This window comes from Lelliottia sp. AC1, from assembly GCF_023278595.1.
Classification (GTDB): Bacteria; Pseudomonadota; Gammaproteobacteria; order Enterobacterales; family Enterobacteriaceae; genus Enterobacter; species Enterobacter nimipressuralis.
This window is the reverse complement of record NZ_CP025699.1, coordinates 630,593-651,969: the sequence shown is the minus strand read 5'-3', so window position 1 is coordinate 651,969 and position 21,377 is coordinate 630,593. Positions and strand designations below refer to the sequence as shown.

The following is a 21,377-nucleotide window of genomic DNA, read 5'->3' as shown; positions in this document are numbered from 1 at the left end:
CGCGGGTCAGGTCACAGAGGTTTTGCCAGGCCAGTCACCCTGCTCCCTCTCCAGCAGGAGCAGCATCGTTAACGCCTGAGCGTAGGGAACGGGGGCCATCGCGATATCGCAGTAATACTGGATATCCCAGCCCAACATGGTGCCGCGTGAGGCTTCGAGGACGATGCCGTCCTCGTCAATGCGCGCCATTACGGCGTCAAACGCCCGCAGCGCGTAAACGCTGACGGAATCATCCAGAATGCCCATCCGAACGCCGCGCAGCATGCCGTAGGCAATCCCCGCCGTGGCGGAGGATTCCTGAGGTGAGAGCGGATCGTCGAGCACCGTGTGCCACATGCCGTTGTCAGCCTGGAGCGTGCACAGGGAGCGCACCTGGCGCGCCACCACCTGCGACAGATAGCGACGCACGCCTGTGTCCAGATGCTCGCCCATCAGTTCGATAAATTCGGGGATTGCCACGGTGATCCACGCGTTGCCGCGCGCCCAAAACGCCCCGGCAAAGTGGTGTTTATCGACAAACGTCCAGCCGTGATACCACAGCCCACTGGCCGGATCGCTGAGATAGCGGGTGTGCAGCAGAAACTGGTATCCCGCCTCGTCAATCAGGTCGCGACGCTTGAGCACAATCCCCGCCACGCCAAGGAAAAGGCAGGTCATAAACAGCGTGTCGTCCCAGAGCTGGCCGGTGTTGGGCTGCTCTTTCACCACGTGCTGGAAGCCGCCCTCTTCAGTTTTGGGCAGATCACGCAGCAGGGCGTCGGCCCAGTCGTTGACCGTTTTCAGCAGATCCTCACGCTGATGTTGCCCCGCCACCAGCGCCAGCACGATCATCGGTGCGGTGGTGTTGATCTGTATCTCCGGCAACCCTTTGGCGATCTGCGCCTCATACCATGCGAGGATCGACTGCTGCAGCGCCGCGTCCTGCTGGTGCGCGGCGTAACGCCAGAATCCGTAAAGCCCGACGCCGATTTCCCACTCCCACTCCTCAAAGTGGATCGCAAAACCGTCGCCAACGCCCACTTCATTCAAATTCTTCAGACGGCAAAATCCGCGCACCACGCGGTCCAGCGTGCTCATCCGTTCATCCTTGTTCATGCGTTTACGTCCTTGAAAATTATGTGTGGGGCAGTGCTGTGCAGAGCGGGAAACGTCGCGGCGAGATCGTGATTTTTCTCGATCCTCATTGCGCCCATCCGGGCGCTGAACGCCGCAAAAGCCACGTCGTCGCCATAGCCCGCTTCCACGTACCACGCCACATCGCGTCCCGCCGCGCGACACTCGGTTCCGGCCGTAAGCCCGTGGTCGATGGTGTGCAGGGGAGCAGAGCAGATCACCGCCGCAAAGGCCTGACCGGCGCGAACGATACGGGCATGCGTCGAGGCGATGACACGATCAAAAGCCTGTATCGACAGGTGAAGATGCGTCCACGGCAGGGCCTCTTCGTCAGCGATGTGCCAGCGCATCACAGCGCCGTTTTCCTGCTGCATGACATGCGGCATTACGCCGTTTCCCGCCCAGAATGAAGGCCGCTTTTCGCCGCCTGGTTCCGCTTCACCCGGATGATTAATCCAGATTTTGGCGTCAGGACGGGAAGCAAATTGCAGGTCGAGCAGATGCTGCTGATGGCCTGGCTCACCCGTGTGGTGATCGACGCAGGAGGACAAACTGACGCCCGGCGCTTTCCAGAGGCAAATATTCCCGCCGCCGCAGGTGTACCACGCGGCCAGTTCGCCTTCGCAGAGCGTGGCGTACTTCTCTGACTCGGTAGGCGGCACGTAGTCGCTGGCGCAGAACAACGGCAGCGAGGCGCATTTGCGGTTATAGCTGCCGCCACCCCAGGCCACCGCGCCGTAAGCCGACAGCTCGGTGAGCCTCCCTGCCAGCAGCTCTTTTTCGTAGACGCGGCCCATGGTTCCGGCGGCGACGCCGTTCTGGTAATGCAGCGAGCTTAATAGCATTAAGCGGTCAATGAGCTGACCTGCGCGGGTGCGAATCACCTGGCTCTCGGCAAGCTGATACAGCGCGAACAGGCCAATATAATCAACGGGATAATAGGGCGCGGAGTTCCACTCGACGAAACCATGCACATCGATGGCGTCGAACCACTTCACCAGACGCGCTTCGGCAATCGCCTGCTGTTCGCGTCCGAGGTGGCCCGAGGCGATAAACTGCTCGTCCGGGAAAAACTGCCCCGCCAGATACTGGGCGGTATGGAAACAGAGCGCGTGGTTTTCGCTCCAGAACCACATCACGTCGCAGCCCTGTTCGTCGAGCCAGTAGCGATAGCCCAGCAGAGTTGATTTCACCCGTCGCCAAAGGGCTGGCGGGAAATGCTCCCCATGGTGATAGCGCCAGATCCACAGCAGCGGCACCAGCGAAAAATCAGAGCAGTCTTCGCGCGCGCTGATGCGCTTGAGAGTGCTGTTCAGCAGGGTTTCACACTGAGGGCCGTATTCGTGCAGGTGCATCATCGCCAGCAGGCGGCAGGTGCGATCCATGCCTTGCGCGGCGATATAGCGCAGCGCTTCCTGTTTGCGCCCTGCAAGAGTGGTGGCGCGGGCAAGCACCGGCGCATCGGGCATGACGTTGATGCCGACGTGACGCGTGAGTGTCACTTCACCACGCTGGAGCATCAGTCGCAGCTGATAGTGCGCCTCACCGATATCCGCCGGTAACGGCAGGGCGATCGTCGTTTCTCCGGCGTTTAGCGCGCCAAAATCGAGTGTTCTCGGCGTAAAGTTGTCGTTGCCCATGCCGCGCAGTTCCCCGCGAAGCACAACGCCCGCAGGGACTGGCACACTGCCGTGCAGCCGCACGCTGTGGTCAATGGCCGCCAGTTCCGGTCGCAGGCCGCCCGCAAACTCACTCAGACAATCGACCGCATCCCCCGACATGCCGGGCAGCGCCACGCCCAGGGGCGCGTCATCCAGATAGACCATCTGCAGAGCAAAAAGGGTGTCGCGCTCAAACAGCTCGTCGAGATGGATCAGCAGGCTATTTTTGCCCGCGTTCAGCGGCAGGCGCACCTCGACATGCTGCAGGGTATTGCGCGTAAACGGCGTATGGCAGAGGGTTTCTGTCCCCTCAATCCATATCCGTACGCCGCCGCAGGTGCCCACACGAAACGAAAATTCCCCGGTGTATGGCGCGAAAAGATCAACCGTCAGCCAGCGCTGAAGGTGGAAAGGCAAATGGCGAAAATCAGAAAATGAAACGCTGTCATTCTCACCGCTAAAGGTCACTCCACGGCACGGCAGCGCCTGGGCGGGATCGACCGCTCGCCGGGCGTGCGTCTGGCGAAAGACGCGGCGGCAGAACGCCTCCGCTTTCGGGCCTGAGCCGTTGCGAAAGTGATAGTCTATTTCCGGGTCGATGGCTTCGCCGGTATAGAATTCAGCAAAGCGCTCTTCCTTTGCCGCGGAAAAGAGAAAACGCGTCAGCGCTTCGCCCTGTTTAAGTTGCCAGTCACCCTGTGACATATTTTCCTCGCCTTCATACGACTTATCGATTGCGGGCCAATCATCAGCGGGATTGCACTTTTCGGCGAGCAGCCAATAGTGGGGATTGGCCGGAACTGCCTGGCAACTCACAAAGCGAGCCACCACCGGGGAGACGACGTGACGACGATCACGCCTTACGTGAAATGAAAAAAAAGAATGTGACGATGGGCGCACAGCCATTGCGCCGTGCACGTGTCTTGCGCGACGTTCGTCACATTTTTGGCAGGTTTTAGCCCTTCAGCGCCTTAAGCTCCTCGCCCAGGCTATCGGCCAATGCCCGTACGCGTGAGGCATCAAACAGCACGTGCAATCCCGGCGAGGCGTCAGCGTGTTTCGCGCAGTAGTCTTCCATTTCTGACGCGCTGCGATACAGCTCCTGAATGTTGATCTGGCAGATCTCGCGCATGCTCCAGCTGTTTTCCACCTCTCGGGCAAAGCGCAGAGTGAAGAAGGCTTTCTGAGCATGCAAGAACAGGTGGCAGTAGAGCGCAAAGCCTTGCCACTCCTCCAGCCAGCGGTTTTTCAGGGCATACGGGAACGCGGCGATCTCCGTGAAACGCAGCGCGCGTTCACGTAAGCTCACAGAGGCGTCGCGGGCGTCATCTTTCTCTTTGGCGATGCGCGTCAGGCAGGCGGCGGATGTCTCCACATCGCTGGCGTCAAAGGAGATATCGCGCTCGGAGCCTGGCAGCCAGTGGTTGCGATTGAGCTGTCCGTAGAGGCTCCACACCGCCTGGCCGTAGCTTTCCGGCACCTGACTGTGGCGGTGAAACACGTGGTCGCGGACGTAAATCGCGTTATAGAGCACCTGTCCGGCCTGCTCCAGCAGGGCGGTGAACTGGTCAAAGACCGGCGGTTCAGGGCGCCAGCCGTAGCTTTCGTCGAGCCAGTACGTCAGCAGCTGATCGCGCGACAAATGGGCGCCATCATTCGCCAGCATCCGGCTGCATGCCAGCAGATTACATTCGCTCAGGGTGCCCATGATCCAGTGGTTATCGACCCCTTCCCAGCTGGTTTTGCACACCGCGCCGCGAATCGCCGGATTGCTGCGACACCACAGCAGACGGCCCTGCAGCTCGTCGATGCGCGGGAACGGGAAAATCCCCCAGCCCACTTCTTCGCCCACCAGATCGATATCCGCCCACACTTCGCGCTCGCGGACAGCCAGCAGCGCCGGGTTATTCGGAAACGATGGCCAGAAGCGCTCAGGAGTCAGTTTGATGGAGACGCTGACGCTTTCGGGCAGCGGGCGGATCGCCTCCAGCACGTTGCCGAGATCGTGATTGCTCGCCGGGAACACGCGCAGCACCAGATGCTTGTTCTCTTTCTGCATCGTCCGGGAAAGCGCGCTGAAACAGCGGCTGTAGAGGGAAAAACTGCGCTCGTCACGCTCGGGAAGCCGGGCATTGTCTTGCCCCTGTAGCGCCCAGTTCGGGCGCGAAATGGGCAGCAGGCCGTCAGTATTGGAAATCGCCACCAGCAGGCCGCTCAGTGCCGGAATACGCTGGCAAATCAGCGACACTTTCTCGCCCAGATACGCGCACCAGAAATCGACGTCAAAGCGCACGCCGTGGCCCGGCTCGAACAGATGCGGATGCGCCAGCAGCAGGTCAGTCGGGAAGTTGAACTCTTTGGCCTGCAGATAAAAACGCAGCCCTTTTTGCTGGCACAGTTTGCCGAGACGATTGAGATGGACGCAGCGGGCGCGCTGCTGGCTGGAGAGGCGATCGTTGTACTGAAGCGGGGTGTAGCCCTTGGGCGAAACCAGCATGTCGAACAAATCCACCTGCCCGACAATCACGGTATTGAAATCATGCGCGACGGCGTAATCCACCAGCTCGCAGGCCTTATCCCAGTTCCAGTAAGCCTGATTATTTAGCTCCAGCGCCCTTGTCTGCCACATCTCCCTGCTCCTTTTGTCGCCCAATTGACCGGCCGACAGTCATAGCACAGAACGCAGAAAATAGGTGTGTCACGGTTCTCGAATGACGTAGCGGGTCGGCTCAAAAAGGTTCAGGAACAGATGCACCAGGAACACCAGCGTCAGCGTGGAGACCAGCGCCACCGTCACCGAGACGATGCGGTAGAGATCGCTGAACACCAGATCGCCGTCAGGATGCATGTTCTGACCAAACATAATGCCGATGGTGGTGATGCTGGCAAACCCGACGCCCGCGCCGACTTTTTCCATGACGTGCAGACGTGCGCCAAACGCCAACCCGAGGCCAATCAGCGGCATCATCAGCAACATGTGGCTGCTGTGATCGTAAAGCACCAGCTGCATTACCAGAATGTACAGACAGCCGAGGATCACCCCGACCACGCGCCACAGGGAGCTTATCACCGCGCCGCGATAGTTCATCGGGAAGAGGATCAGCACGCCCGCCATCAGCGCCGACAGGGAATCGCTGAGATCGCTTATCTGAAAGACAACAAAAATCAGCGTTGCCACGGTGCCGGAGAGCAGGGATTCGTGGCGCACGCGGGCAGCGTTTTTCTCAATCAGCGGCGGCGGCTTGCGCGGTTCGACGTCCGGCAGCAGGTAGTTCATTAGCGCGCTTAAACAGACCGCCATGATGCTGGCCTCGACGTTTGAGAACAGCAGCGTGTGCCAGTTAGTGGTCGGGTAACTCATGAAATTGAGCATCACGCTCTGACACACCACCCCCATCGAGCCAAACAGGAACAGCGGCCCCTTACTCATAAACCGAAAACGCATCACGTAAAGGGCAAACACCACCAGCGTCATGATCAGCGGCCATTGCGAAAGATAGCCGATGATAATTACCATTTCGATGCAGTTCAGCGACGCGCTAAAAATAAACTGCTTCGCCACGTGGCGGTTAAACACCGGCACCAGCGACAGCAGCATGATCGGGTAGACCACGTAAAAGACGCCGTAGCTGGTGTTGTAAAACGTCGAAATGCTCAGCGCGATCATCCCGGCAAAGACGATGCGCAGGGTCTGGCGAAAGTCGTTCGCCGTGTAGACGATGTTGCCGTGCGGGGTAAAGACCCGCGCGAGCGTATTAATAGACATAATGCAGCAGGCTCACGAGGTGAATTTGCAGCCCGGAGAAGAAGCGGGCGAACGGCCCTTCGCTGTTGTACAGCTGCACCGTGGCGCGGGCGCCGGTTGGCAGGTGTTTTGGCAGCGTTTCGTCCAGCGCGATGTGAATGCGCATGCGCTGCGCGTCACGCACCCAGCGGTTGGAGGTTTCAGGCTGAGATAATTCGCCGTTCACCGCCTCCTGTCCTGCCAAAATCCCGGCATCACTGCTGGTGACGTGCGCGCGGAAAACGCGGCCCGGGAAGGCGTCAAACACCACCGCAGCGTCGGTGCCCTGATGGGTATGGCGCAGGCTTTTCTCGCGGAAATCGGCGACGATATCAGTCTGGTTATTCACCAGCGCCAGCGCGGCAGAGCCTGACGAGGCGTAAAAACCGGGGCTAAGCTGCACGTTGCTCACGGTGCCGTCGGCCAGCGCGTAGACCTTCGTCCAGCTCAGGTTTAGCTCCGCCTCTTCCAGTGCGTTGCGATATTTTTGCAGCGTTACGTTGCGCTTCTCATCCCGCTCACCGCGCTCGATGCGCAGGTTATGGATATTAGCTTCCAGATTCGCCACCGACTGTTCGCTGCTCTGCCAGGTGGTGCGCACTTTATCCAGATCCGATTGCGAGACGTTCTGCAGGGTGCTCAGGCGCTGATAGCGGTCAAAGGTGACTTTGTCGTTGCGGGCGGTCAGCTGCGCCGTTTTCAGATTGGCCTGCGCGGCGACAATCTGCGCGTCCAGCTGCTGGTTCGAGAGCCGGGCCTGTTCCAGAGCGATCTGGGCGGCTTCGACCTTATTGCGAAACGGCGTCGGGTCGAGTTCGAACAGCACATCGCCCTTTTTAACCTGGCTGTTGTTGTGGACGTACACCGCCGCGACGTTGCCGGAAACGCGCGCGGACACCGGCGTCACCACACGCATCACGGTGGAGTCCGGCGTCAGCGGGATCCAGATATCCGCGACGATAAAATAGACAAACATCAGCAGGAAAGAGGCAATACTCACCCTAACCCAGCGGGCAAACTTTTGTTCAGGAGTCATTATTTTTAGATCTTGTTGTCTTCTTCGCGGATTGACCGCAAATTGCAGGCGATTTGATTTAATGTTGCGCAGAAAATCTCAAGATGTTCAGGCGCGATATTATATGACACACGTTGCTGAAAATTTTCGACCACCTGGGTGAGCGTTTTCAGGACCGCGTGACCTTCCGGCGTGAGGGTGAGCAAGCGGATGCGCTTGTCATAAGGTGATACCGTGCGCAGCAGATAACCCTGCTTTTCCAGCTGAGTCAGGGTGCGCATCAGCGGCGGCAGTTCGATACCCTGCACTTCCGCCAGTTCGCTGACCGAGACGTTATCGCCAAGCGATTTGAGCTGCATCATCACCGTCCAGCTCGACTGGGTGAGTCCCGTATCGAGAATGGCATCATCAATAACCGCGCGCCATTGACGCACAATCATCGCCATCCGCATGCCCATCGGCCTGCGGCAAAACAGATCATCTTCGCTCACGGGAACCCCCTCTCATCACCGTAAGCAAGATAATAGTTATCAGGGTAACTATCAAGAAACGAGAGGGGAAAGAGCAGGAATTGCGAATTCATAGGCCGGTGGGCACTGCGCCCACCGGGCGGGGTTTTATTCAATCAGCGTTTTAGGTTCCATAAACGCGCTGATCCCCCCCGCGCCCATCTCGCGGCCTACGCCCGAGTGTTTGAATCCGCCGAAAGGTGCTTTTGGTTCGTGGGCGAGCGTATTAACCAGTACCCGGCCAGACTCAATTTGTTGTGCAACGCCACGCGCACGCTCACCGCCCAGTACCAGCGCGCTCAGGCCATAATCCGTATCGTTGGCAATGGCGATGGCTTCGGCCTCATCGCGATAGGCGATAATCGACAGCACCGGGCCAAAAATCTCCTCGCGGGCGATGGTCATCTGGTTATCGACATCCGTAAACAGCGTCGGACGGACAAACCAGCCGTTTTGTGTGCCCTCCGGACGCCCTTCCCCCCCTGCCAGCAAACGCGCCCCCTCTTCTGTGCCTTTGCGGATGTAACCCTGCACGCGCCGCCACTGTTTTTCGCTGACCATCGGTCCCACTTCCGTCGCCGGGTCACGCGGATCGCCCGATTTTACTGCCGCCATCGCCTGCGCCAGCGCCGCTTCGCATTCCGCTTTGCGCGAGCGTGGCACCAGAATACGCGTTCCGGCCACGCACGCCTGGCCGCTGTTCATCAGGCCAGCCTGGATTGCCAGCGGAACCGCCTGGCTTAAATCGGCGTCTTCCAGCACAATCGTCGGCGATTTACCGCCTAACTCCAGCGTTACGCGCTTAAAGCTCTCAGCGGCGTTGCGCAGAATCGCTTTGCCGGTGGCGGTTGAACCGGTAAACGATATTTTTGCCACGTCCGGATGACGGCTGATAGTCTCCCCCACCGTCTCGCCGCGCCCGGTCACGATGTTAAACACCCCCGGCGGTAATCCGGCTTCGCTCAGGGCCTCGGTGATAATCTGCGTCTGCCATGCGCTCATTTCGCTCGGTTTGATCACTGCCGTACAGCCCGCCGCCAGCGATGCCGCCAGTTTGCCGCAGATAAATCCTGCATCGCTGTTCCACGGCGTGATAAGCCCCGCCACGCCAAGCGGTACCATCTGTACCGTGGCGGCGCCGACCTCGGTCGTGAATTCAAACGCCGTCAGCGCGTCGATGGCCTGGGCTATCACCTCTGCCGGATAACTCGCCATCCACGCCGATCGCGACGCCGGAGCACCGTACTCTTCGATAATCGCCTCCAGCAAATCGTCATGACGCGCCGCGACTGCCGCATGCATCCGTTTGAGGGCAGCAATGCGCGCCTCGCGTGTGGTCCTCGCCCATGCCGGAAACGCAGCCTTGGCCGCACTGATGGCGCGTTCCGCGTCAAGTTCATCCGCAAGCCGTACCTGCCCGAACACCTGCGCGGTCGCCGGGTTGTAGAGATCAAAACGCTCTGTGCCGTGCGGTGTGACAAATTCACCGTTGATAAAAATCCGATCGATATGACGCATAACACCTCCTCAGGCTGGAAGAGCCCAGTCTGGCACGCCTTTTACGTTTCGATAATCCACGCTATCCTGCAAAGGTTATTGCGATTTTCAGGATAATCTATGCACCGTTCAGGACTGACAGAGCTGGAAGTGGTGATGGCTGTGGTGCGGCGCGGCAGTTTTCGCGGCGCAGCGCAGGAACTCAACATGTCGGCGACAGCAGTGAGCAATGCCATCGCCGGGCTGGAAAGCCGCCTGCAGACGCGGTTGTTTAACCGCACCACCCGCAGCGTTGCGCTGACGGACGCCGGGCAGCGCTATGTGGCGCGTATCGGCCCGGCATTGCAGGCGATCCGCCAGGCCAGCGAAGAGATCCACAGCGAGACGGACGAACCTGCCGGAACGCTGCGCCTGAACGTGCCGAACAATATCGGCACCCTTTTTCTGGACGATCTGCTGATCGACTACATGATCCGCTACCCCAAAATGCGCGTGGAGACCGTCAGTGAAGCGCGCCTGATCGACATTGTCGCCGAGGGGTTTGACGCCGGGATCCGCCTGGAAGAGTCTGTCCCACAGGACATGATCGCCATCCCGCTCACCGCCGATATCCGCCAGTTGGTCACTGCCACACCGGACTATTTTGCCCGCCACGGTATTCCGCAAACGCCGGATGATTTGCGCCACCATCAGGGGATTGGAATGCGCATGTCGCACGGCGGGATTTATCGCTGGGAGCTGGAACGGCGCGGCGAGCGCTATGCCCTGGCCGTCCCGCCGCGTTTTGCGACGTCGGATCTGTTTGCCTAGATACGGGCGGTGAAAGCGGGGCTGGGAATCGGTTTTTTACCGGAACTTTATATCCAGCAAGAGCTGGCATCGGGGGAACTGGTGAGCGTGTTAAATGACTGGACGCAGCCCTTTGCCGGGCTGCGCCTCTACTATCCCGGCCACCGGCACGTCCCGCCGGGGTTGCGGGCGCTGGTGGCGCTGGTTCGCGAACGCGGGATTATTCCAGGTTAGCTTTGTTCAGGCCGTAAGCCGCATCCATTGCACCCGGCTCCATGCGCGAGGTAATTCCCAGACGGTTCCAGGCGTTGATCGCCACGATGGCAAAGTTAAGCTCTGAAATCTCGGTGTCGGAGAAGTGCTCAGCCACGTTGCAGTACAGTTCGTCGCTGATGCCGTGGACGCTGATTTGGGTCAGCGCTTCGGCGAAGGCCAGCGCCGCTTTTTCACGTGCGCTGAACAGCGGCGATTCGCGCCATGCGGTCAGATGATACAGGCGCAGCTCGCGCTCACCGGCAATTTTCGCCTCTTTCGAGTGCATATCCAGACAGAACGTGCAGCCGTTCAGCTGAGAGACGCGGATATCGATCAAGTGCTTCAGGGCCGGATCGATGGAGGTTTTGCCGATCGCCATGCTCAGGTCGGACAGGGCTTTGGCAAGTGCAGGTGTGGCTTTGTGGTGGTTAACGCGAGTGCTCATTGTCTTTCCTCTTTTTGTGCGGCATATCAAATGCGATGGGGCAAATCTACGCCGATCATGACATAGTAAAAAGACACAAAATCCAGGAAACGAGGTAGGACATGAAATCGGGCTATCACGATATCTACACCCGCTATCGCGACAACATCACGCGCGGCGTGCTGAAGCCCGGCGACAAAGTGCCTGCCATCCGCGTGCTGGCCGAAGAGCTGAAAGTGGCGCGCAAAACCGTCGAAACGGCTTACGCGATCTTGATCGGAGAGGGCTATCTGGTGAGCGAGGGGGCGCGCGGGACGCGGGTGAATCCTGATTTAACCCTCCCGGCGAAACAACCGGCTCCCGCTGAGCAGGCCACCGGCACGCTGCCGGAATCGCTCATCAGCCAGCGCGAGCGCACCGGTTTCCTGCGTCCTGGTATTCCGGCGCTGGACAGTTTTCCCTATAAAAAGTGGCTGCTGCTGGCAGGCCAGGCGACGCGATCGATGCGTCAGGAAGAGATGCTGAACCCGCCGGTCATGGGCTGGTATCCCCTGCGCCAGGCGATTGCCAGCTACCTGAACATTTCGCGCGGATTGTCCTGCACGGCAGAACAGGTGCTGATCACCAGCGGGTACAGCGGCAGCCTACGGCTGATCCTCGATACGCTGGCAAGCCGCAGCGATAAAGTGATGTTCGAAGATCCGGGCTATTTTATGGGGCAGCAGCTGTTAAAGCGGATCGTCCCGCGCCTGCACACGGTGCCCGTGGATCGCGCGGGGATGGACACAGAGTATCTTCTGCGCCACCACCGCGACGCCCGTTTTGCCATCGTCACCCCTTCACATCAAAGCCCGCTGGCGGTAACGCTTTCCCTGCCGCGCAAACAGCAGTTGCTCGACTGGGCAACGCATAACGAGGCGTGGATCATCGAGGACGACTACGACGGCGAGTTTCACTACACCCGCAAAGTGCTGCCGTCGTTGAAAAGCCTCGATCGTCACGACCGGGTGATCTTTATGGGCACGTTCAGCAAAACCGTGATGCCCTCCCTGCGCATGGGCTATCTGGTGATGCCCGCCAGCACCGTGGAGGCCTTTACCGATTGCGCGGATATTGTTGCCAGCGGCCAGCCGGTGCTGACGCAAAAAATTCTCACCACCTTTCTTAACGATGGCCACTTTTTCCGGCATCTGAAAAAGATGCGCACACTCTACCAGCAGCGTCGCGACTGGATGATCGCCGCGCTGCATGAAGTGTATGGCGAGCGGTTTTTCACTGAGCAAAACGATGGCGGAATGCATATCGTGGCATTCCTGACCGCAGGCAGTTGCGACCGCGAGATCGCCCGCTGCTGGCAGGCGCAGCAGCTGCAGGTCAATGCGCTCTCAGAGTGGTATCGCGGTTCCGGTAAACGCTACGGGCTGGTGATGGGCTATAACAACGTGCGCAGCTATGACGAGGCGCTGGAACTGCTGCGACGCCCGCTGGCCGAGACCCTGCGCCTGCTGGAATAGCCAGTATCGGACCCGATAAATTTCGTAGGTGTGCGTGGCAGAACATCTCTTTATACTCTGCGGGCTTATTTCGTCGGATTCCGACATTTTTCTAAGGACAAGAAAATGAAGTCAATTTTAGGATTTGATTATCTGTTAACGCCGCGCGTGCTGGTCTTTTTCTACTGGATCGCCATGGTGCTGATTCTGATCGGCGGCGTGTATTCCATGTTCACCGAGCATCTGTTTACCGGTTTTATCGGCATGATTTTCAGCCTGATCGGCTGTCGCGTGATGTTCGAGCTGATTATGGTGGCGTTTAAAAATAACGAATACCTGCGCCGCATCGCGGAGAACACCAGCAAAACCACCGCAGAGTAATCTTCAGGCATTTATCTGCTCCCCCGCAGATAAATGCCCTGCCATTCAGATATTGCATGCATCATTTCGCGTTAATCCAACATCCTTCAGCTGTTCGTCGCTCATGCCCTGCAACACACGTCGCGTCTGCTGGCGGCGACGCCATTTGATCAACGCCTGCCAGATAAAAACGAAGCCGATAAAAGGTCTGTTTGGGCGGTTTTCGTTGAATTCCATGATGTTCTCCTCACGCTGTTTGAGGCTCTATCATCGTCGGAAACCGGCTTTACAATACAGATTCAAAAACAACTTTTCTTTAACATACAGATCCGCTAAAAATGAATCTGCATGGCGATTTTCGCCCTTATCTGTACTGGTTTAACCATCTGTATGGTCACATTCGAGGATACAGCATGACGCGCTACCAACATCTGGCCAATCTTCTGGCGCAACGCATTGAACAGGGGCTGTATCGCAGCGGCGAGCGGTTGCCGTCGGTGCGTGCCCTTAGCCAGGAGCATGGCGTCAGCATCAGCACCATTCAGCAGGCCTATCAGATCCTCGAAAATCTTCAGCTGATTACCCCCCAGCCGCGTTCAGGTTATTTTGTCTCGCAGAAAAAAGCCCTGCCGCCCGTTCCGGCGATGACCCGCCCGGTGCAGCGCCCGGTGGACGTCACCCAGTGGGATGAAGTGATGATGCTGCTCGATGCGCGCGGCGATCGCGAGATGGTCTCCTTTGGCGGCGGCTCGCCGGATCTGACCCAGCCGAGCCTGAAACCCCTGTGGCGCGAGATGAGCCGCATCGCGCAGCACAATCCGGCGGAAATGCTGAGCTATGACGTGCTTGAGGGGCGTAAAGAGCTGCGTGAGCAGATCGCGCGCCTGATGCTCGACGGCGGATCGACCGTCGCGGCAGACGAGATCGTCATCACCAACGGCTGCCACGGCGCGCTCTCTCTGGCGCTGCTCTCCGTGTGTAAGCCGGGGGATATTGTGGCGGTAGAGTCGCCGTCGTTTCACGGCACCATGCAGATGCTGCGCGGGTTTGATATCAAAGCCATTGAGATCCCAACGGATCCTGAAACCGGGATCAGCATTGAAGCGCTGGAACTGGCGCTGGAGCAGTGGCCGATCAAAGCGGTGATCCTGGTACCAAACTGTAATAACCCGCTCGGCTTTATCATGCCAGAATCGCGCAAACGGCAGGTTCTGGCGCTGGCCCAGCGACACGATATTGTGATCGTCGAAGATGATATTTACGGTGAGCTGGCGGCGGAATACCCGCGCCCGCGCACCATTCACTCTTTCGATATCGACGGGCGCGTGCTGCTGTGCAGTTCGTTTACCAAAACCGTCGCCCCTGGGCTGCGCGTCGGCTGGATTGTGCCCGGTCGCTATTACGACCGGGTGATGCACATGAAATACGCGGCGGGCGGGTTTAACGTTCCCGCCACGCAGATGGCGGTGGCGGCGTTTATCCGCGACGGGCATTACCACCGGCATGTGCGGCGTATGCGTCAGATTTATCAGCAAAATATGGAGCGTTACACCTGCTGGGTGCGGCAATACTTCCCGGCTGAGATTTGCGTGACGCGCCCGCAGGGGAGTTTTTTGCTGTGGGTGGAATTACCGGAGCAGGTGGATATGGTGTGTGTCAGTAAGCAGCTGTGTGCGCTGAAGATTCAGGCTGCGGCGGGATCGCTGTTTTCCGCATCCGGGAAATATCGCAACTGTCTGCGGATTAACGTCGCATTGCCGCCTAACGAGAGAAACCGTGAGGCGCTGAAGAAAATGGGCGAAGCGATCTATATCGCCATGGAGGAGTAGTGTTGCCGGGGGGGGGCAACACTCTCCATGAGCCTCACATCAGAACTTCCAGGACACGCTGCCGACGATACTGCGCTCTGCGCCGAAGTAGCAGTAAGAGAGCGAGTTACAGGCCGCCACGTAGCTTTCGTCCGTCAGGTTGTTCACGTTAAGCTGCGCGCTCAACCCCTTCACACCCAGTTTCGACAGATCGTAGCCCACCGCAACATCCACCAGCGTATAGGATGGGAGCGTGTGCGTGTTCTGGCGATCGCTCGTCACACCGTTCACGTAACGCACGCCGGAACCGAGCGTCAGGCCGTCAAACGGACCGGTTTTGACGTCGTAGCTCAGCCAGGTGCTGGCCATATTGCGCGGGGCGTAGACGGCGCGTTTGCCCTCCTCTTCCGGGCTGCTCTTCTTATAACGAATGTCCGTGTAGGTATAGGCCGCCTGCACGCGCAGGCTGTCGGTGAGCTGGCCGATAGCTTCCAGCTCCACGCCTTCCGATTCGATCTCCCCGATGGAGCGGTACGGATCTGTCGGCTCCTCTTTGGTGGCGATGTTTTTCTGGTTAATGCGGAACACCGACGCACTGAACTGGCTGTTCATCCCCTCCGGCTCCACCTTCACGCCCGCTTCCCACTGCTTGCCCTTCATCGGGTCCAGGATCTGGCCGTTCTCATCGGCAAAGCTGGTCGGCGTGAAGGCCGTGGAGTAGCTGATGTACGGTGCAATACCGTTATCGAACAGGTACAGCAGCGCCGCACGGCTGCTGAAGTTGTTCTTATCCAGATCGCTGCGGCTGCTGTTGAGCTTGTCGATATTAGAGACGCTCACCTGGTCGTAACGCCCGCCCAGCGTCAGTCGCCAGCGGTCGATGGACATCTGATCCTGCAGGTAGTAGCCCGTCTGGCGCAGCTTGTGCTTCTCTTTGCTGTACATGGTGATGTAATCCGGCTTCGCGCCGTACACCGGGTGGAAGGCATTGATCGGCGGGAAACCGCCATAGTAGCCGGTGGTGTTGTTGCTGCGATCCTGATAATCCAGACCGATCAGCACGCGGTGGTTCACCGCCCAGGTATCGAAGCTGCCGTCCACCTGGTTATCCAGCGTGATCGCGTTCATCTTCTCGTCGGAACCGGAGTAGCCGCGATTCAGATCCGTTTCGTTCAGCCATCCTGCGGCATAGACCTGATTCAGCTCGACTTTGGTATGCAGGTAGCGCAGCTTCTGGCGCACCGACCAGCCGCTATCAAACATATGTTCGATGTTGTAGCCGACCATGTTCTCGCGGCGGTCATATTTGTCGTAATCGTCTTCGCCTTCAAAGAAGGTATTGGAAATCTTCTTGCCGTCGTGGGGAACCACGGTGCCTTCGTACGGCAGGCCAGAGTGGCTCCCGCCTTCCGGATCGCGATGCAGATAGGCCATCAGATCGAGACGCGTATTGTCGGTGATACGCCAGGTGAGGCTCGGCATCAGCGCGTAGCGCTCTTCCTTCAGCGGGCCAAACTGCGAATCGGCGTAGCGGGTCATCCCGCTCAGACGTGCGGCCACGCGGTCGTTATCGTCCAGCGGCCCGGTGACGTCGAACATCGCCCCGCGCTGATCGTTATTCCCGGCGAAGAGTTTGATCTCACCGCCCGCATCAAATGAGGGTTTGCGCGAGGTCAGCGCCACAATACCGCCCGGCGAGGAGCGCCCGTACAGCACGGATGCCGGGCCACGCACCACTTCGATATTTTCCAGGAACCAGGGATCGACGACCAGCGAGCTGTGGGAGTTGGTGTCCCCCATCATTTTCAGGCCATCGAGATAGACGTTATCCAGGCTGCCGTCGGAGAAGCCGCGCAGCACGATGTAATCAAAGCGATTCGACGCACCAATCTGGTTACTGTAGACGCCAGGCGTATAGCTCACCGCCTGGCGCACGCTGGTCGCGCCCTGCTCTTCGAACTGCTCGCGCGTCACGATCGACACCGACTGCGGGGTTTCGATATCCGGCGTTTCGAGTTTGGTGGCGCCACTCTGCATTTGCGAGGTGACAACAACGGTTTCGGTTTTCGGCGTATCCTGCGCCAGCAAAGGGAACGCAACGCTGCCGGTCACCCATCCCACCAGCAGTGCCAGCCGTGATTTAGCGAACATGAAAGTCTCCAAAGGTATTTCTAATTGTTAATAAGAATTATTACCTTTTTGAGATCGCAAACAGCTATGCGCGACGCCAGGTGACGTATGCGAAATGACAAATCGTATGCGGGAGATTCGCGCGATGGCGAAAAGTGAGTTAGCCGTGTCGGCGCAGATCGCCGGGGGAGATACCGTATCGACGGCGAAACGCAGTGGCGAAATTGGTCGCGTGCTGATAGCCGGACATCCACGCGGCCTGCTGCACGCTGTGCCCTTCCAGCAGATAGCGGCGTGCCAGCTCCAGACGGCAGTCGCGCAGGTAATCAAACACCGTTTTGCCGTAGGCGTGGCGGAACTTCGTCCGCAGGCTGCCAGAGCTCATGGCCGCCTGCGTCGCCAGCTGTGCGAGGGTATACTCCTGTTCCGGCGACTGTTCCAGCATGCGCCGGATACGCTCCAGGCGGGCATGTTCTCCGCTCGGCGACAAAGCACTGCGTCCTGTTTGCGGCTGGCACTGATTCAGACCGTGGCCAAGCAACTGGTACATCAGCCCTTCGAGCAACAGCGTGCGCGCCACGGCGCTCAGCCCCTTCTGCTGCGCATGCTGAATGCCGATCAATACAAATCCAGGCACCGGCCAGACGAACGTTGGCGCATCCAGACGCTGCCATTCCTGGAGCAGCGTTTCCAGTAAGCTCTGGCGATCGGCATTATTCGGATAGACGCCAAAAGAGAGGGTTTTCAGGGTGCAGTCCGCGTCGTGACGGGCGCTCATCGCCTGCTGTTCGCTCAGCTGCGAGCTAAAGGCCATCCCCGGCAGCACCTGATATTCCTGGCCGTTCAGCGTTAGCGTGACGCAACCTTCCAGCACCACCAGCATATAAAGCGGGCTGCTGTGGCGGGAGGTGGTTTCGTAGGGCTGGAGCACGCGCACGTCGGAGTGCGTCAGGGAAATACCGGAGGAGAGGGTCATCTCTTCGACATCGCCGTGCAGAACGGGGCTGTCCCAGGCGTTATCTGCCAGATGCGGAAAGCGATAATCAATACCGTAGCGCTCGCCAAAGCCAATAAAATCCTCAACGCAGAACAGGCGTTTGGTTGAGCTATCAGGCTGTGCGGCAAGATTCATGATGGCGTTTGCGTGGGCGGATGACACACGAACATTAACACTGCGGCGGCGCAAAGGCTACGCCGCCGCAGGTTCATCGTTCGGATTACTCTTCGAAGTACCAGTAACCCTGGTTAATCAGATCCGTCAGTTCTGCGATAAACGCCGGGTTTTTCAGCGCGTCGCCGAGTTCGTCCTGGCCAAACTCGGTGTAACGGCACAGCACGTCGGCCGCTTTCGCATCCACCGTTTCGAGCAGTTCGCTGTTGATAAAGAAACTGCCGCCCACGTTCAGCACGCGCAGACCGCTCAGGCGGGAGAGCGTTTCGCCGCCCTGCAAGGCATCCAGCACCTCTTCAGGTTCGTAAGCCGGTTCCGCCGCGGCGATATCCAGCTCGTGACGCGGAGTGCTGACAAAGCTGCCGAACCATTTTTTGAAATCTTCTGGCTGGCTGATCATCTCGATCATCATGTTGCGCAGACGATCAAGTTCGTACTGCTCTACGCGGCCAGGGTGTTCGCGACAGGTCAGATCCGGATCGCTGTAGTGCTCGCCGCCCAGATCGTTTTCCAGCGCGTAGTCGGCAAAGCTGCTGATCAGATCACGACCGTTAGGCCCACGGAAGCCCACGGAATAATTCAGCGCCGTTTCGTGGGTAAAGCCGTCGTGCGGGAATCCAGGCGGAATGTAGAGAATATCGCCCGGCTCCAGATCTTCGTCGATAATCGGCGTAAAGGGATCGACGTGCAGCAGCGCCGGATGCGGGCAGAACTGACGCATCGGCAGCTTGTCGCCCACGCGCCAGCGGCGGCTGCCCATCCCCTGAATAATAAACACATCATACTGATCGATGTGCGGGCCAACGCCGCCGCCAGGCACGGAGTAGGAGATCATCAGATCGTCCAGACGCCAGTCTGGCAGCACGCGGAACGGGCGTACCAGCTCAGCGGACGGCATGTGCCAGTGGTTCACCGCCTGCGCCAGCAGCGACCAGCCGTTTTCACCCAGTCCGTCAAAATGCTCGAAAGGACCGTTGCTCGCCTGCCACTCACCGTTGAAATGGCTGACCAGACGGCTGTCGACTTCTGGCTCCATCGCCAGGCCCGCGAGTTCATCAGGCGTGATCGGATCGACAAAATTCGGGAAGGCATTTTTCAGCACAACGGGTTGTTTTTGCCAGTATTTTTCAAGAAATTCCGGCCAGTTGAGATTCAGTTGATACGCCATGGAAAGCACCAGTGAGAAGGGAAACAGGTCCGATTATGAGAGACGAGCCGTGAGGCTGCTTTGTCGTGGGTCAATTGGCCGCCAAATCCCTCCCCTTCAGCCGTTCGCATGACACACCGTGACAGTTTCAGCCTGTAAGGTTATCGCCCGATCCCTGGCGACTTATATCGTTAATGACTATGAGCGCGCTGTTACGAGGCCTGATATGAGCCATTACACTGAACTTCCTGTTTCAGGAACGGTTAGCACCACGATGGGCGTTTTCACACGCAGGGAAAATCCGTCGGTTTTTTCGCCCGTTGCGAATGCGCTACCTGCCGGGAGTCGCGTGACGGTTCAGGGGGCGGTGGTGGGAGATGCGGTGGAAGGCAATGCGCACTGGTATCGGGTGGGCGAGGATACCTTTATCTGGGCCGGAGCTTGTACACGGCTGGAGCCGTATCCGGAATTTCCGGAGGTCATAAGACCCAACTGGACAGCGATTATTTTACATGAACGTTAGCGCCCGAAACCGGGCGCTAACAGGAACACTTAATCCAGTTTCAGTTCATCATACTGGGTGATGATTTTGCCCACGACGCCGTAATCCAGCGCCTCGGCAGGAGACATCCAGAAGTTACGGTCGGTGTCTTTCTTCACTTTTTCCAGCGGCTGGCCGGTCGCATCGGCGATCAGCTTGTTCACGCGGTCCAGCATGCGGATGATTTCACGCGCTTCGATTTCAATATCCGTTGCCTGACCACGCACGCCGCCCAGCGGCTGATGGATCATGAAACGGGTATTGGGCAGCGCATAGCGGTGCTCTTTTTTCGCCGCCAGGAAAATAGTGATCCCGGCGCTCGCCACCCAGCCGGTCCCGATCACGTGCACGTCCGGGCGGATAAACTTGATAAAATCGTGAATGGTATCGCCCGCTTCCACGTGGCCGCCCTGGCTGTTGATGTACAGCTTGATCGGATCGTTGCTCACGCTTTGCAGCAGGATCAGTTGGGTGATCACTTTCTCGGCCAGCGCCTGGTCAATTTCACCGGAGATAATGATCGAGCGAGACTCGAGCAGTTTTTGCTGAAGCGCGCCCGCGCCGTTTTTCCCTTCTGATTTTTCTGTGTTGTCGCGATCTTTCTGTGTGAAGTGCATTGTTATTATCCTCGGCTTTTAGCGCTCAAAGTGAGAGTGTAGCCTGTTTTGCCTGGCAAAGTCGTCAGGCGCACACAATGCGAACATCCTGAGTCGCGAACGCGTTAAGAACGTCCTGGTTCATACTCGCTTCAACCACCAGCACATCGATATCACCGGTTTTGGCGACCACGAAGCGCGCCACGCCGGGGATCTTGTCGGTGGTCAGCGCCACGATGGTCTGATTGCTTTGGGCAATCACCGTTTTCTTGAACTCGCAGTCGGCAAAATCAAAGCCGGTCAGCCCCATTTCTGGGTCCATTGCGCAGCCGCCGATAAAAGCCTGATCGAAGATAATCCCCTGGATCTGGCTGGCTGCCGTCGCCCCAACCGCGCCGCCGGAGGCGCGCTGAATCTGCCCGCCGGTCATGATCACCTCACACAGCGGATGGCGCAGCAGCTCCGCCGCAATTGCCGGCGAATTGGTCACGATAGTCACCTTAAGATCGGCTGGCAGCGCTTTCGCCAGGGCCAGATTGGTGGTGCCGGTATCCATAAAAATGCAGCTGGCGGGTTTGATAAAGGTTGCCGCTTTCTGCGCGATCATGTCTTTTTTTGCAGGATTTTTTTGCTCGCGGCTAAGGAAGTTTCCCGCATCCGGCAGTTGAAGCACCGCGCCACCGTAGACCTTTTTGCATAAACTCTCTTTGCTAAGCTCATGTAAATCACGGCGAATCGTGTGCTCAGACACCTTCATCTGGGTGGCTAACTCCGTGCAGACCACCCGGCCCTTCTCCTGAAGGATCTTGCGGATCAGGTCTTGTCGTTGTTCCGGGAAAGCAGCATAATCGAGCATAAAGAGTCCTGTTAAAATCCAAATCGAGCATCAATGCGCATAATGTTGCATGGCGCTCACCCTGTCAACAATACAGCCTGGAAGGGAGCGTGATGATAAAACGCAGCAAGCCGTCTCACCCGCTTGTGGCTACTCAGCCTTACGACGGATTCTGGTTCCAGCCCGTCAGCCACACTGAGCGATCGCAGCAAAAAGTGCAGCGGGAAGAGTTGCCCGCCCGGTTTCAGG

General features: G+C 58.5%; 17 protein-coding genes and 1 pseudogene. 4 read left to right on the top strand and 14 right to left on the bottom strand.

The window, feature by feature from the left end; genetic code table 11:
* Positions 1–6: 6 nt before the first annotated feature.
* The 7 genes from C0560_RS03095 to C0560_RS03065 all read right to left on the bottom strand — a co-directional run bounded on the left by C0560_RS03095 (position 7) and on the right by C0560_RS03065 (position 9,600).
* Positions 7–1,095, bottom strand: coding sequence for a glycoside hydrolase family 105 protein (locus tag C0560_RS03095; RefSeq protein WP_107702322.1), 1,089 nt, complete (start codon positions 1,093–1,095; stop codon positions 7–9).
* On the bottom strand, positions 1,092–3,479 hold the full coding sequence (locus C0560_RS03090; protein WP_248859620.1) for a hypothetical protein: 2,388 nt from the start codon (positions 3,477–3,479) through the stop codon (positions 1,092–1,094). Before C0560_RS03090 ends, C0560_RS03095 begins: the two co-directional genes overlap by 4 nt.
* Positions 3,480–3,729: 250 nt before the next feature.
* Positions 3,730–5,403 (bottom strand): hypothetical protein, encoded by a 1,674-nt coding sequence (locus C0560_RS03085; protein ID WP_248859619.1) that lies wholly within the window; start codon positions 5,401–5,403, stop codon positions 3,730–3,732.
* A gap of 69 nt (positions 5,404–5,472) precedes the next feature.
* Entirely contained in the window at positions 5,473–6,540 is a 1,068-nt protein-coding gene (locus C0560_RS03080) for a DUF2955 domain-containing protein (RefSeq protein ID WP_100777774.1), read from the bottom strand.
* Complete coding sequence (locus C0560_RS03075; protein ID WP_123429545.1) at positions 6,530–7,597, bottom strand: HlyD family secretion protein; 1,068 nt, start codon at positions 7,595–7,597, stop codon at positions 6,530–6,532. Before C0560_RS03075 ends, C0560_RS03080 begins: the two co-directional genes overlap by 11 nt.
* Before the next feature lie 2 nt (positions 7,598–7,599).
* A complete protein-coding gene (locus C0560_RS03070; protein ID WP_100777776.1) occupies positions 7,600–8,064 on the bottom strand; it encodes a MarR family winged helix-turn-helix transcriptional regulator in 465 nt (154 codons plus the stop codon).
* Between the two features lie 126 nt (positions 8,065–8,190).
* Positions 8,191–9,600 (bottom strand): aldehyde dehydrogenase family protein, encoded by a 1,410-nt coding sequence (locus C0560_RS03065; protein WP_248859617.1) that lies wholly within the window; start codon positions 9,598–9,600, stop codon positions 8,191–8,193.
* Positions 9,601–9,699: 99 nt separating this feature from the next.
* Between C0560_RS03065 and C0560_RS03060 the strand changes: the two are divergent.
* Positions 9,700–10,602, top strand: a pseudogene (locus C0560_RS03060) (LysR family transcriptional regulator).
* Here C0560_RS03060 and C0560_RS03055 read toward each other — a convergent pair.
* Positions 10,589–11,068 carry a carboxymuconolactone decarboxylase family protein gene (locus C0560_RS03055; RefSeq protein ID WP_123429548.1) on the bottom strand — a complete coding sequence of 160 codons (480 nt, stop codon included), beginning with the start codon at positions 11,066–11,068 and terminating at the stop codon, positions 10,589–10,591. The pseudogene C0560_RS03060 and the gene C0560_RS03055 overlap by 14 nt on opposite strands.
* A gap of 101 nt (positions 11,069–11,169) precedes the next feature.
* Here C0560_RS03055 and C0560_RS03050 point away from each other — a divergent pair, with 101 nt between their 5' ends.
* On the top strand, positions 11,170–12,561 hold the full coding sequence (locus C0560_RS03050; protein ID WP_248859615.1) for a PLP-dependent aminotransferase family protein: 1,392 nt from the start codon (positions 11,170–11,172) through the stop codon (positions 12,559–12,561).
* A 105-nt stretch (positions 12,562–12,666) separates the two neighbouring features.
* Entirely contained in the window at positions 12,667–12,921 is a 255-nt protein-coding gene (locus C0560_RS03045; RefSeq protein ID WP_102104517.1) for a DUF4282 domain-containing protein, read from the top strand.
* Positions 12,922–12,966: 45 nt separating this feature from the next.
* On the opposite strand, the gene C0560_RS03040 is transcribed toward C0560_RS03045, so the two are convergent.
* Positions 12,967–13,137: a DUF1127 domain-containing protein gene (locus C0560_RS03040; protein WP_181827280.1), complete on the bottom strand. Its 171-nt coding sequence runs from the start codon at positions 13,135–13,137 to the stop codon at positions 12,967–12,969.
* Between the two features lie 176 nt (positions 13,138–13,313).
* Here C0560_RS03040 and C0560_RS03035 point away from each other — a divergent pair, with 176 nt between their 5' ends.
* Positions 13,314–14,729, top strand: coding sequence for a PLP-dependent aminotransferase family protein (locus C0560_RS03035; protein WP_107702328.1), 1,416 nt, complete (start codon positions 13,314–13,316; stop codon positions 14,727–14,729).
* 39 nt (positions 14,730–14,768) lie between these two features.
* Here the strand turns inward: C0560_RS03035 and foxA are convergent, their stop codons facing one another.
* The 5 genes from foxA to C0560_RS03010 form a co-directional block, all read right to left on the bottom strand.
* Positions 14,769–16,877, bottom strand: coding sequence for a ferrioxamine B receptor FoxA (gene foxA, locus C0560_RS03030; RefSeq protein WP_248860250.1), 2,109 nt, complete (start codon positions 16,875–16,877; stop codon positions 14,769–14,771).
* A gap of 121 nt (positions 16,878–16,998) precedes the next feature.
* A complete protein-coding gene (locus C0560_RS03025) occupies positions 16,999–17,970 on the bottom strand; it encodes an AraC family transcriptional regulator (protein WP_248859614.1) in 972 nt (323 codons plus the stop codon).
* 85 nt (positions 17,971–18,055) lie between these two features.
* Positions 18,056–19,177 (bottom strand): cupin domain-containing protein, encoded by a 1,122-nt coding sequence (locus C0560_RS03020; protein ID WP_248859613.1) that lies wholly within the window; start codon positions 19,175–19,177, stop codon positions 18,056–18,058.
* Between the two features lie 531 nt (positions 19,178–19,708).
* Positions 19,709–20,314: an ATP-dependent Clp protease proteolytic subunit gene (locus C0560_RS03015; protein ID WP_102104512.1), complete on the bottom strand. Its 606-nt coding sequence runs from the start codon at positions 20,312–20,314 to the stop codon at positions 19,709–19,711.
* Between the two features lie 64 nt (positions 20,315–20,378).
* Complete coding sequence (locus C0560_RS03010; protein ID WP_248859612.1) at positions 20,379–21,149, bottom strand: DeoR/GlpR family DNA-binding transcription regulator; 771 nt, start codon at positions 21,147–21,149, stop codon at positions 20,379–20,381.
* Positions 21,150–21,377: the final 228 nt, after the last annotated feature.

Excerpts from the sequence above, each read along its gene's own strand:
- C0560_RS03095 (WP_107702322.1), bottom strand. The coding sequence starts at position 1,095 with ATGAACAAGGATGAACGGATGAGCACGCTGGACCGCGTGGTGCGCGGA.
- C0560_RS03090 (WP_248859620.1), bottom strand. The coding sequence starts at position 3,479 with ATGTCACAGGGTGACTGGCAACTTAAACAGGGCGAAGCGCTGACGCGT.
- C0560_RS03085 (WP_248859619.1), bottom strand. The coding sequence starts at position 5,403 with ATGTGGCAGACAAGGGCGCTGGAGCTAAATAATCAGGCTTACTGGAAC.
- C0560_RS03080 (WP_100777774.1), bottom strand. The coding sequence starts at position 6,540 with ATGTCTATTAATACGCTCGCGCGGGTCTTTACCCCGCACGGCAACATC.
- C0560_RS03065 (WP_248859617.1), bottom strand. The coding sequence starts at position 9,600 with ATGCGTCATATCGATCGGATTTTTATCAACGGTGAATTTGTCACACCG.
- C0560_RS03055 (WP_123429548.1), bottom strand. The coding sequence starts at position 11,068 with ATGAGCACTCGCGTTAACCACCACAAAGCCACACCTGCACTTGCCAAA.
- C0560_RS03050 (WP_248859615.1), top strand. The coding sequence starts at position 11,170 with ATGAAATCGGGCTATCACGATATCTACACCCGCTATCGCGACAACATC.
- C0560_RS03045 (WP_102104517.1), top strand. The coding sequence starts at position 12,667 with ATGAAGTCAATTTTAGGATTTGATTATCTGTTAACGCCGCGCGTGCTG.
- C0560_RS03040 (WP_181827280.1), bottom strand. The coding sequence starts at position 13,137 with ATGGAATTCAACGAAAACCGCCCAAACAGACCTTTTATCGGCTTCGTT.
- C0560_RS03035 (WP_107702328.1), top strand. The coding sequence starts at position 13,314 with ATGACGCGCTACCAACATCTGGCCAATCTTCTGGCGCAACGCATTGAA.
- C0560_RS03025 (WP_248859614.1), bottom strand. The coding sequence starts at position 17,970 with ATGAATCTTGCCGCACAGCCTGATAGCTCAACCAAACGCCTGTTCTGC.
- C0560_RS03020 (WP_248859613.1), bottom strand. The coding sequence starts at position 19,177 with ATGGCGTATCAACTGAATCTCAACTGGCCGGAATTTCTTGAAAAATAC.
- C0560_RS03015 (WP_102104512.1), bottom strand. The coding sequence starts at position 20,314 with ATGCACTTCACACAGAAAGATCGCGACAACACAGAAAAATCAGAAGGG.
- C0560_RS03010 (WP_248859612.1), bottom strand. The coding sequence starts at position 21,149 with ATGCTCGATTATGCTGCTTTCCCGGAACAACGACAAGACCTGATCCGC.